9 protein-coding genes and 1 pseudogene are annotated in these 11,647 nt (G+C 42.2%); 9 read left to right on the forward strand and 1 reads right to left on the reverse strand.

The features are described 5' to 3' along the window. The first annotated feature begins 189 nt into the window (after positions 1-189). The 5 genes and pseudogenes from AR334_RS02825 (at position 190) to AR334_RS02840 (ending at position 5,294) form a co-directional block, all read left to right on the forward strand. The gene (locus AR334_RS02825) at positions 190-2,334 is read left to right on the forward strand and encodes a bifunctional diguanylate cyclase/phosphodiesterase (protein WP_066304658.1); all 2,145 of its coding nucleotides are present in this window, start codon (positions 190-192) and stop codon (positions 2,332-2,334) included. Positions 2,335-2,474: 140 nt separating this feature from the next. Continuing rightward, positions 2,475-3,458 carry a proline dehydrogenase family protein gene (locus tag AR334_RS02830; RefSeq protein ID WP_066304662.1) on the forward strand — a complete coding sequence of 328 codons (984 nt, stop codon included), beginning with the start codon at positions 2,475-2,477 and terminating at the stop codon, positions 3,456-3,458. Between the two features lie 85 nt (positions 3,459-3,543). Continuing rightward, positions 3,544-3,690: pseudogene (locus tag AR334_RS28655) on the forward strand (excalibur calcium-binding domain-containing protein); the annotation flags it as partial. Between the two features lie 77 nt (positions 3,691-3,767). Beyond that, positions 3,768-4,313 (forward strand): hypothetical protein, encoded by a 546-nt coding sequence (locus AR334_RS02835; protein WP_253701167.1) that lies wholly within the window; start codon positions 3,768-3,770, stop codon positions 4,311-4,313. A 135-nt stretch (positions 4,314-4,448) separates the two neighbouring features. After that, positions 4,449-5,294: a hydrogenase small subunit gene (locus AR334_RS02840; RefSeq protein ID WP_066304666.1), complete on the forward strand. Its 846-nt coding sequence runs from the start codon at positions 4,449-4,451 to the stop codon at positions 5,292-5,294. A 41-nt stretch (positions 5,295-5,335) separates the two neighbouring features. On the opposite strand, the gene AR334_RS02845 is transcribed toward AR334_RS02840, so the two are convergent. Beyond that, positions 5,336-8,035 carry a cation-translocating P-type ATPase gene (locus AR334_RS02845; RefSeq protein WP_066304674.1) on the reverse strand — a complete coding sequence of 900 codons (2,700 nt, stop codon included), beginning with the start codon at positions 8,033-8,035 and terminating at the stop codon, positions 5,336-5,338. Positions 8,036-8,343: 308 nt separating this feature from the next. Here AR334_RS02845 and AR334_RS02850 point away from each other — a divergent pair, with 308 nt between their 5' ends. The 4 genes from AR334_RS02850 (at position 8,344) to AR334_RS02865 (ending at position 11,609) form a co-directional block, all read left to right on the forward strand. Next, positions 8,344-8,778 carry a universal stress protein gene (locus AR334_RS02850; protein ID WP_066304677.1) on the forward strand — a complete coding sequence of 145 codons (435 nt, stop codon included), beginning with the start codon at positions 8,344-8,346 and terminating at the stop codon, positions 8,776-8,778. A gap of 38 nt (positions 8,779-8,816) precedes the next feature. After that, entirely contained in the window at positions 8,817-9,311 is a 495-nt protein-coding gene (locus AR334_RS02855) for a hypothetical protein (protein WP_066304680.1), read from the forward strand. A 119-nt stretch (positions 9,312-9,430) separates the two neighbouring features. Continuing rightward, entirely contained in the window at positions 9,431-11,161 is a 1,731-nt protein-coding gene (locus AR334_RS02860; RefSeq protein ID WP_082692757.1) for a bifunctional UDP-sugar hydrolase/5'-nucleotidase, read from the forward strand. A 220-nt stretch (positions 11,162-11,381) separates the two neighbouring features. Further along, positions 11,382-11,609: a hypothetical protein gene (locus tag AR334_RS02865; protein WP_066304682.1), complete on the forward strand. Its 228-nt coding sequence runs from the start codon at positions 11,382-11,384 to the stop codon at positions 11,607-11,609. The last annotated feature ends 38 nt before the right edge of the window (positions 11,610-11,647 follow it).

Genomic DNA, 11,647 nt, shown 5'->3' on the forward strand with positions numbered 1-11,647 from the left:
TTTTGTAAATATATGAATCTTCTGTGAAGTTCTCATTTTCGAGGTCTTCTAATGCATAAGTTTTTTGTCGATTTTGGTAGAATGAAGTTGTATAATGTTTTAGTACACTCGGATAGCCCCTTGTAACTACTATCTTGTGAGGCACAGATTTTGTACATTTGGGACAAGTCTATTAAGGAGAGCCCCGAAATGAGTATAGTTCAAATTGATCGTAACCATGAGTTAGTCTCTTTGAGTAAGGAATTATCAGATTTAAAATACGCTTTGGATGAATCGGCGATTATCGCAATCACGGACGATAATGGTATTATTCAAGTTGTAAATAAGAAATTTTGCGATATCTCTAAATATAGTAAAGAAGAATTGATAGGCCAGGACCATCGAATTATTAATTCAGGCTTTCATTCCAAAGATTTTTTCCGGAATTTATGGTTTACTATTACTTCAGGTAAGGTTTGGAAGGGCGAGATTCAAAATAAAGCAAAGGATGGCAGCTATTATTGGGTACATACTACCATTGTTCCAATCTTAGATGAAAACCGCAAACCACAGCGTTATATTTCCATTCGTGTTGACATTACCAAACAAAAGCACATGGAGGCTTCTTTAAAAAAGGCTGTTATGACAGAATTAATCAGTACCCAAAAACAGCTTCAGGAGAACGAATTGCTGTATCAATCATTGTTTGAACATAGCCATGAAGCAGTTTTCACTTTTGATACAATGGGCAATGTCATTAATATGAATCCTGCGGTCGAAAAAATCATCGGTTATTCAAGCGAAACCCTGCAAGAAATGGATTTAGTGAATCTCATCTCGCAGGAATACCGAGGAATGACGTCAGGATTCTTCAAAAAAGCACTTAAAGGTGAACCGCAAAATTTTGAAACTGTCGTTTATCATCAAAACGGTCGAAAAATATTCTTAAACCTAACCTTCCTTCCCATTATTATGGATCATCAAATCAATGGGATTTACATGCTAGGGAAGGACATTTCTGAAAAAAGACGAGTTCAAGAATTAAATGCCTACTTTGCCCGTCATGATGAATTAACAAAGTTGCTCAATCGCAGGGGGTTTGAAGAAAAGCTAACGGAAGCAATACAGCTCGCAAAAGCGAAAAATCAAAAGCTTGCTGTGATGTATATAGATTTGGATCGTTTTAAAAACATCAACGATACATTAGGCCATTTAATAGGTGACCGCCTATTGGAACAGCTTGCGTCTCGATTAAAGGGGCAAATCGGCAAAGAAAAGTGTATTGCCCGCATGGGTGGCGATGAATTTATGGTTCTTTGTCCGGTCATTGAAAATCATGAAGAGGCACTTTCGTGTGCCGAGGAATTATTGGACTGTTTAACAGTGCCTTTCTTTATTAAGGAATATGAGCTATATGTGACAGCAAGCATTGGGATCAGCCTTTTCCCTGATAATGGACTTACGGTTGTAGATTTAATGAAGCACGCGGATATTGCTCTCTATAAAGCGAAAGATCAAGGGAGAAACAATTGTCAAATTTATTCATCGATTATGGATTCAGAGAGCTTTCAGTCGTTTTTCCTGGAAAGGGATTTGCGAAAGGCATTATTAAATGATGAATTTTTTGTCCACTTACAGCCACGGGTTGATACTAGCACGAACGAAATTATTAGCGCCGAGGCGCTGATTCGCTGGAATCATCCGGAGTTTGGGCTGATCCCACCGGCCGAGTTCATCCCCATTGCCGAAGAAACCGGCCTGATTATTCCAATCGGGAAATGGATGAAACGGAAGGTATGTGAACAATTGGTGCAATGGCGGAATGATGGCGTTCCATTAGTGCCAATCAGCATTAACATTAGCCCACAGAGGTTTTTTCAAAAAGATTTTGCGGAGAGCGTCCGAGTCCTACTTGAAGAATATCGGTTAGACGGTTGCCTATTGGAATTTGAAATTACCGAAAATTCATTGATGCGGAATGAGACCGATGTCATTCAAACCATCAATGAGCTTAAGAAATTGGGAATCAAGATTTATATTGATGACTTTGGGACAGGCTACTCTTCTTTTTCGTATTTAAAATCCTTTAAACTGGACGGGATCAAAATTGACCGTTCATTTATTCACGATATCTCCTGTCAATCGGATAATGCCGGGATCACCGCGGCGATGATTCAGCTTGCCCATCTGTTAAAAACGGATGTGATTGCTGAAGGTGTGGAAACGATAGAGGAATTACTATTCTTGCGAGAGCATAAATGTCATCAGGTGCAAGGCTTCCTGTTTGCCAAGCCATCGCCAATGGAGGAATTCGGGAACCTTTTATTAAATGGAATACAACCTGTTTCAACTTAAACGGACCATTCGAAAGGATGGTCTTTTTTTTAAAAAATTAGCTACAAAATGAGAAAATTCACAAAATAAGCATTAATGAAAGCGTATGCTATAATGATGGTATTAATATTAAAACATCAGTATGGTAAGGAGCAATCAAGATGTTGAAAGATATTTTTATGGGATTGTCACAAAATCAGTTTCTCAACAGCACGGCTAAAAAGTACGGTTTAAAATTAGGAGCACAAAGTGTTGTGGCAGGTACAAATATCGAAGAAGCGATTAAAAGCATTAAGGACCTAAACGCTCAGGGGATTTCCTGCACGGTTGACAACCTTGGTGAATTCGTTTTTAAGGAAGAAGAAGCAACAGCTGCAAAGGAACAAATTCTTAAGGTAATCGATGCGATCCAAGAGAACCAGGCTGATGCACATATCTCATTAAAGCCAACCCAACTCGGACTTGATATCGATTATACTTTCTGCTTAAACAATGTAAGAGAAATCGTGGCCCAAGCAAATCAGTATAATATGTTTGTCAACATCGACATGGAGGATTTTAAACATCTTCAGCCTACGTTTGACCTGATGGATGACCTTTCAGTCGAATTTGATAATGTCGGTACAGTGATTCAAGCCTATTTCCATAAAGCGATGGACTATCTTGAAAGATATCAAAATTTACGCATTCGCCTTGTAAAGGGGGCTTATAAAGAACCTGCCGAAATTGCCTATCAGGATAAGCAGGACATTGATGCCAACTATATTAAGTTGATAGAATGGCATCTGTTACATGGCAAGTTCACATCGATTGCGACCCATGACCATCGAATCATTAACCATGTGAAGCAATTTGTAAAGAAAAACAATATCCCTAATGATAAATTCGAGTTTCAAATGCTCTATGGTTTCAGGAAAGAGTTGCAATTACAGCTTGCGAAAGAAGGCTATAATTTCTGCACGTACGTTCCATTTGGCAACGACTGGTATGGCTACTTCATGCGCCGTTTGGCGGAACGGCCACAAAATTTAAATCTCGTTGCCAAGCAGGTATTTAACAAGAAGACAAACACAATCATTGGTGTGGCTGCAGGGGCCTTTATTTTGGGAAGATTGACGAAAACCTCCAATAAAAAACGTAAATAGAAAAAGGTAACCTCCCAATTCCAGGATTGGGGGGTTTTATTTAACATGGTAAAAAGTGTAAGGCACAACAGGCAGTTCTGGGGGAACCTCGACGAATAGCGGTTCGACTAAAGAAGTTTTCCAAAACTGTACCGAGCTAAGAAAGGTTTATCCAAATGGAGTTCCATCGACGCACCCGGCATACCAGGCAAAAATGGACCGGGATAAAGACAACTACGCATGTGAGAGCTAACTAGTGAATATAAATGGAAGGGGACACAGATCGTGTCTCCTTTATTTATTTTGTGTGCCAAAAAGGCGGTGTTTTCTTTGAAACCTTCAATCAAGACTACTCAAGCTGAGTTCAGAAGGATCTCGAGGACAAAACGGCTTGTCATTGGGGCAATTTTCGCCAGCCTTGCAGCCGTTTTTCAGTCGGCCGGTGGTTTCCTACCTGGCGTTGGTTATTTCATTAGTCCACTGGCAACTGCACCAATCCTGTTTTACAGTATGTTATCCCTTCCATTAGGAGGGATGGCATTTCTCCTAACTAACCTCTTGCTTCTTATTCTGCAGCCTAGTGAGCTAATGATTTTTCCGTTCACAACCGGGCTATTGGGCTTGGGCATGGGTATTGCTTTCCGTTTTTTCGGAACGAGGTGGGCCGTATCAGCGGTTGGCTCGTTAGTTTTAACTTTAGGAATTAGCAGTTTATTGTTCATTATCAAATTTCCCATCCTCGGTCCAGGGGTTGCTGGTTCATTTTCTTTATGGACAGCAGGGGGAATCCTGTTGTTTTCGTATGTCTACAGCTGGATTTGGATGGAGCTGGGCCGGGCTATTTTTAATAGATTAATAAAAATAATATTGCCTTGAATTTACCATTTTCAAGGTGATATTGTAACAAAGAATAATTTGTGAATTATTTCACAAAAAATAGACGCCAGTTTTAGGAAAACTCTATACTAATGATAGTATAGAAGTCAATTTTTAAAGTGAGGGGTAGATACGATGCCGCAATATAACTGGTTAGAGGCAATAAACGTGACAGAGGAGCAGCTTGAGCAAACTGACCAGCGCCTGCCGGTCATTTGGATCAGCGCTTTGGATTGTACAGGCTGTAAGGAGGCTTTCCTTCGTTCCTTCGAACCATCGTCGTTAGATACCTTGCTACATTTCATTTCTCTGGAGTACAGTGAATTATTGTCAGCGGCAAGCGGATATCAGCTTGAGGAGCATAAGGAATCCATTTTTGAAAAATATGAGGGCCAATATGTATTGGCGGTGGAGGGCGGGATCCCTGGCAGTGATGAATACCTAATGATTGCCGGGAAGTCGGTACGGGAGGAAATCATTCAAGCAGCTAGACATGCAAAGGCTGTTATTGCTTTTGGAAGTTGTTCGGCATGGGGAGGATTGCCGGCTGCAGGGGTAAATCCAACCCAAGCCGCTGATATAAGAGCCGTTATACCAGAGGAGATCCCTGTCGCCCTGGTCCCAGGCTGTCCTCCGATTCCGGAAGTCATGATTGGAACGTTGCTGCATGTTCATTTCCATGGGGAACTGCCTGAGCTTGATAAAAAAATGCGGCCTAAGGAATTTTATAAAACAACGGTCCATATGAACTGCCATCGGAAGGCATACTTTGACCAAAAATTATTTGCATTGTCTTATGATGATGAGGGCGCACAAAAAGGATACTGTTTATTTAAATTGGGATGTAAAGGGCCGACCGCGTTTAACGCCTGTGAATCGATTGACCAAGAACGTTGCATTGCAGCAGGTTTTTGCTGTATTGCCTGCTCTGAGAAAGATTTTTGGGACAAAGGCGGATTTAGCGGTAAGAAGCGAAAGTAGGATAGAGGAAGGCCAACCACTTGGGAGTTGGCCTTTTTCAATTAGAAATGGCTGGTCTTTTTGTGGTGTGTATCGGCCGGCGTTTGGAATATTCTCTTTCCTGCTTTCCATAGTTCGTTGAACATAACCGGCAATATCGAAAGGGCAAGCACCAGAAGCCAATCTTTAACTGTTAATACTCTAATTTCAAATATCCTGTTAAAAACTAGTGTGTTGACCAAAACAGCCTGGATTGTGATGCCCAGCAGAATCGACCCCAGCAAATATTTATTGGTCATAAACCCAATTTGAAAAATGGATTTATGATTATTCCTAAGGTTAAGCGAGTGAAATAGTTGCGAGACACTCAGAGTAATAAACGCCATTGTCTGAGCATGGATAAGGGCATCGGCCGGAATGTGGCCAAAGTCGATTGAAAAAATGGAGCCAGACCCGGTGTATAGCGACAACCCGGCGATAAAGGCAAACAGAGTAATCACCCCAATAATCAAGCCATTCACCAGTGTAAAGGTTCCGCTGCCGTGAGCAAAAATGCTTTCTTTAATAGATCGCGGTTTTTCCTTCATCACATCAGGGTCATCCGGATCAAGACCGAGCGAGATGGAGGGAAGGGTGTCGGTAATTAAATTGATCCATAAAATATGAATCGCAGTCAAGGGAGCTGGCCAGCCCAGTAATATCGCAAAGAATAGCGTGAAAATTTCCCCCAGATTGCAGGATAGTAGAAAGAGAATCGATTTTTTGATATTTTGATAAATATTCCTACCTTCCTCGACTGCAGCCACAATTGTGGAGAAATTATCATCGGTCAGCACGATATCGGCAGCCCCTTTGGCAACATCGGTGCCGCTTAAGCCCATTGCGACACCGACATCGGCAGCCTGAAGTGAAGGTGCATCATTGACACCATCACCGGTCATGGAAGCAATTTCTCCATTTGCTTTTAGTGCCTTTACAATTTTCACTTTATGCTCAGGAGAGACCCGGGCAAACACACGAATTCTCCTCACTTTTTCGTTCAGTTCACTTTCTGATTGCGAATCAAGCTCCGAGCCCGCGATCGTTTCCTTCTCGTCCGTGGCAATTCCAAGTTCCTTGGCAATGGCGAAGGCCGTTTTTTGATGGTCACCGGTAATCATAATAGTCGAGATGCCGGCATCTTTACATTGTGTAATGGAGGCTTTAACTTCGTCTCTTGGAGGGTCAATCATACCAGTAAGTCCCAATAAAGTGAGGCCGCTTTCAAGCTGCTCCTGTGTAAACTCCTCTGTTGAATTCACTTCTTTATAAGCAATGACCAATACCCTAAGGGCTTCATCAGACATTCGATTCGCCTGTTCTTTTACCATGTCGCATTGGCGATCCGTTATGGGAATGATTTCACCATAGTCTAAAATTTGGGTGGTTAGCGGCAAGATGCTTTCTATTGCCCCTTTTACCATAGCGAAATAGCGGCCATCCCGTTGATGCACGGTTGTCATCATTTTTCGCTCGGAATCAAACGGAACTTCAAATACACGATCAAAGTCTTTCTCTAGGTGCTGCTTATCGAATCCAAGTTTTTTGGCGGCAACAACCAGGGCGATTTCTGTCGGGTCACCTGTTTGTTCAGTGTCAGTTACAATTGCATCATTACATAGTACCATTGCTTCAACAAACCGTTTTTCGGATTGATTCTCGATTTTCAAGGCAGTAAGCGGGACATATTTGCCATTGGTAAACACCTTTGTGACCGTCATTTTATTTTGTGTCAGTGTTCCGGTCTTATCAGAACAAATCACGCTGACTGCTCCCAAGGTCTCAACAGCGGGGAGCTTCCTGACAACAGCCCGCCGTTTGATCATCCGTTGAACACCAAGGGCGAGGACAATCGTCACAATCGCAGGGAGTCCTTCCGGAATCGCGGCTACAGCAAGGCTTACCGCTATCAGGAACATATCCAAGGCTTCTCTGCCTTGAAAAAAGCCGATTAAAAAGATAACAGCGGATATAAGGACGGCACCAATCCCAAGGATTTTTCCTAGCTCTGCTAGTTTTACCTGCAAAGGAGTCATTTCACGTTTTTGGCTGCCCAACATGTCGGCAATCTTGCCGATTTCCGTATTCATCCCGGTGTTGACCACGACCCCGATGCCACGGCCATATGTTGACAGCGTCGACATAAACGCCATATTGCGCTGATCGGCGATGGGAATCTCGCCCACGGCAAGCCAGTCAGCCTGTTTATCGACGGGGACAGATTCACCTGTGAGAGACGATTCTTCCATTTTTAAATTGGCTGTTTCAATCAAACGTAAATCAGCTGGGATAAACCGTCCTGCATCAATCATGACAACATCACCGGGCACAAGCAATTCTGACGGGATTTCACTGATATTCCCGTCCCGTTTGATAACCGCTTTTGGAGTGGTCATTTTTTTCAATTCCTCTAGCGCTCTCTCCGCTTTTGCTTCTTGGATCACACCGATAACCGAATTGAGGAGAATAACAAGTATAATAATAGCAGCATCACTGTACTCGCCAACAAAGATGGAAATAACCGCAGCAACAATGAGGATGTAAATGAGAGGGCTGTTAATCTGTTCAAAAAATAGTACGAAAATGGATGGTTTTTTGTGTTCACTAAATTCATTAGGCCCAAAACGCTGCAAGCGTGATTCGGCTTGTTTTTGGGAAAGTCCAGTTGAAGCATCTGTATCTAATTCTTTCATTACCTCAGCATTACTTTTGGCATGCCACATGAAACTTCACCCTTCCAAATAATTTTGAAATGGAAAATCTATCTAATTTCATTAAACCATATTGCTGGTCGTAAAGCCGTTTCCACGGGGTAAAGTCATAAATTGTTCAAACATTCACATTGATTTGTTGGTAAAATTTTCATACAATAAAGGTGAAGGGGTGGCCCTTTCAAACTAGAAGTTAATAGTAAGTGGTTATCTTTGTGGATGTGGAGCCGTCCTGTTGACACCATTTGTTTCTCGTCAGATCTTTTGAACACAGTCAAAAGGTCTTTTGTCATTTCTACTACTTTATTGGAGGGAATAACATGAAGAATCGAATTGTAGTCGGTATTGATGGTTCGAATCATTCTCTTGAGGCCTTAAAGGAGGCCGTTCGATTGGCAGAGGCATATCAAAGTAAGCTTTTCTTGGTCAATGTGCAGCCTTCCTACAACTTCTTTCACACTAAAATGTTTATTAATGATGAATTGATTAAAGAATATCAAAGGGAGATGTTTGAGGAAGCGACAAAACTGGCAGCTGACTTTATGCAAGCACAGAAGGTGGATTATGAACTGATTCTAAGGATTGGCGATCCTACGCAGCAAATTTGCAAACTTGCAAAAGAATTATCCTCTCAATATATCGTTATTGGGTCACGCGGCATAGGATTAATTAAAGGTACTGTACTAGGGAGTGTTTCAAATGGAGTCCTTCATGAATCCCGGGTACCCGTATTAATTATTCCAAAGCGAAATTAGCCAGGGCTTTTTCGGATGGAATCAAGGGGGAAGGCAGGATGTCCTATAAACTTTATGGGGCAATTGGGTTTGGTTTGGGTGGATTGATAGCAGGCATTGCGGGAGATTACATGGTCCAGGCGTTTCTTTTGTCAGGGTTTTTAGGAAGCGCTTTCCTGACAATCCCTGCCCGTAATATTAAGCTAACAGTGATGGCAGGGATTTTTGGTGGAATCGGATTTTTCATTGGTTTCGCCGTTCCGATTTTTGTGTTTCTGACGTTCTTTGAGCTTCCGTTAAAGTACCTATTTATTGGATTATTCTTGGGCCTTACCGTCGGACTGCTAATTGGAATTGTTTTTCGTAATATTAAAGACTTTATGGTCTGGGGGACAGTTGGGTTTGGACTTAGCTGGTGGATCGCCTTTAGCATGTTGGAGTGGTTCCGCGCCGCTCTTCCTGGAATTTTTTCCGGAGTGGTCATGATGATTGCCTGTGCTATTGGTGGTGCCTGTTTGGGGCACGCCGCGTCAAAATCCAAACGAAGGAATTAAAATTCAAGCATCGGAGTTCCGATGCTTTTGCTTTTTTACCTGGTTTTAAATATGTATATTCCTCCCAGTCAAAGCACAAAATAGCTTTGGTTTGTTAGTAAAATCTAGGAGGGAAATTGATGAATAAAAGCGTGATTTCTTTGATCATTTGTTGTTTATTGGGGTGGTCAGGGAATACATATGTTTCTGCCCAAGCTTTGGAAGATCATCATGATACAGATGTCTCGGCTAAACCAAATGTTGAAGTGGTCCGGCAAAATCCGACAGATGACCAGGGATTATCGGAGGAATACCATGGCCATATTTCGAATCGTCCAGAAACAAAACAGAAAAAGGTCAAGCCTCCTGCGCCAAGTCAGCGTTATATTCAAATTCAGCTTTTGGGAATTAACGACTTGCATGGTCAATTAAATGTAACCCGAAACGTAGGCGGTAAGCCTGCGGGCCGTGCCGACTATCTAGCAGCCTATTTAAAGCAACGGGCTGCAGAAAATAAGAATACACTTCTCGTCCAGGCAGGGGACATGATCGGAGCAAGCCCGCCGGTTTCAGCTTTGCTGCAGGATGAACCGACCATCGAATTTTTGAACAGAATGGGCTTTGACATTGGTACCGTAGGGAATCATGAGTTTGATGAAGGAGTGAATGAGCTGCTCCGCTTGATTCATGGAGGTGCTCACCCGAAAACAGGAAATTTTGCTGGCTCCAAATTCCCTTGGGTTGTAGCAAATGTCGTGAATAAGGAAACAGGCAAGACGATCTTGCCACCCCATCAAGTAATCAGAGTGAATGGAATGCCGATTGGTTTTATCGGCGTCGTAACAAAAGAAACACCCACTATTGTGGTTCCAAGCGGCGTGGCTGGTTTGGAATTCACCGATGAAGTGGAAGCGATTAATCGAAGTGTCGCGGAATTGAAGAAACAGGGTGTAAGGGCGATCGTAGTACTAGCTCATAATCCGGGCAGCTCCGGACCGAACGGCGAAAACCCGACAGGAGAGCTTGTGGACATCGCCAATCGTGTCGACGATGAAGTCGATGTTATTTTCGGCGGCCACAATCATGCCTATATGAACGCGACGGTTGACAATAAATTGGTGGTTCAGTCGTACTCATATGGCACCGCTTTTTCTGATGTCGATCTTGAAATTGACCCTAAAACAAAGGATATTGTGACGAAACGGGCAGAAATTGTCACCACGTTCCAGGAGGGAATCCAACCTGATCCTGAAATCAGGCAAATGATTGAGGGGTACGAGGCAAAAATCGAACCAATTGTAAATGAGGTTGTCGGCTCTACAACGACTGCCTTAACCTCAAAGCAGAATGAAAACGGCGAATCCGTGCTAGGCGACTTTATTGCCGATTCACAAAGGATCGCATTAAAGACTGATTTTGCTTTCATGAATCCCGGCGGCATCCGTGCCGACATTGATTCCGGAGATATAACTTGGGGTGAAGTTTATACCGTTCAGCCATTTAACAATGATATGATAAGAATGACCATGACGGGCCAGCAAATCCGTAATCTGTTAAACCAGCAATGGGGAGCAAAAACTACCATGCTGCAAATTTCCGGTCTGAGCTACACTTGGGATTCAAACAAGCCATCCGGACAAAAGGTAGTGGACATTACGCTGGCAGACGGCTCACCGATTGACCCAAATAAATCGTATACTGTTGCGGCAAATATCTTTTTAGCAGGCGGAGGTGACGGCTTCACTGAATTCACCAAAGCCCAAAACAAGGAAGTAGGACCTGTAGATTTAGATGTGCTCGTTGCCTATATCAAGGCCCAGCCGAAACCATTCACTTATGGATTGCAAAATAGGATTCGCAAGCTGCAATAGAAAGCATTTTGGAACTTCTTTTAACAAACAAAAGACTGTGATTCGTTTGTCACAGTCTTTTTTGCATAATTATTAAATGGAAATGGAAACGCTTCATTTAGAAACATTGATTTAAAGCGTTTTCAATCGATTTAATTCAAAGTTTGTTCAATATTTCACAAACTTAAGTGGGTGATCTTATGTTACATTTAACTCATAAAGGAACAAGGAGTGATAAAAAATGATGGTTTGTGAATGGAAGGACTTTTCGACAGATGCAGAAGTTTACACTCAAGATGTTTTTGAAGACCTGATCGGTGACGAATTTGAGGCAATGATGTTCAAGGATGATGATACAATTCCCGCTTATATTTGGACAGTTAACTTTGTCATTATCGTGAAAAGAAGCTCGAAGGTATTGACTGATATTTCTTTTGACAAGATTCCGCGCAACCCTATTTGTGAATAATTTCACATATTTATTTAATAGAGCCAAGGAGTGATTGC

This window comes from Bacillus sp. FJAT-29814, from assembly GCF_001510715.1.
Taxonomy (GTDB): Bacteria; Bacillota; Bacilli; order Bacillales; family Cytobacillaceae; genus Neobacillus.

Excerpts from the sequence above, each read along its gene's own strand:
- AR334_RS02825 (WP_066304658.1), top strand. The coding sequence starts at position 190 with ATGAGTATAGTTCAAATTGATCGTAACCATGAGTTAGTCTCTTTGAGT.
- AR334_RS02830 (WP_066304662.1), top strand. The coding sequence starts at position 2,475 with ATGTTGAAAGATATTTTTATGGGATTGTCACAAAATCAGTTTCTCAAC.
- AR334_RS02840 (WP_066304666.1), top strand. The coding sequence starts at position 4,449 with ATGCCGCAATATAACTGGTTAGAGGCAATAAACGTGACAGAGGAGCAG.
- AR334_RS02845 (WP_066304674.1), bottom strand. The coding sequence starts at position 8,035 with ATGTGGCATGCCAAAAGTAATGCTGAGGTAATGAAAGAATTAGATACA.
- AR334_RS02850 (WP_066304677.1), top strand. The coding sequence starts at position 8,344 with ATGAAGAATCGAATTGTAGTCGGTATTGATGGTTCGAATCATTCTCTT.
- AR334_RS02855 (WP_066304680.1), top strand. The coding sequence starts at position 8,817 with ATGTCCTATAAACTTTATGGGGCAATTGGGTTTGGTTTGGGTGGATTG.
- AR334_RS02860 (WP_082692757.1), top strand. The coding sequence starts at position 9,431 with ATGAATAAAAGCGTGATTTCTTTGATCATTTGTTGTTTATTGGGGTGG.
- AR334_RS02865 (WP_066304682.1), top strand. The coding sequence starts at position 11,382 with ATGATGGTTTGTGAATGGAAGGACTTTTCGACAGATGCAGAAGTTTAC.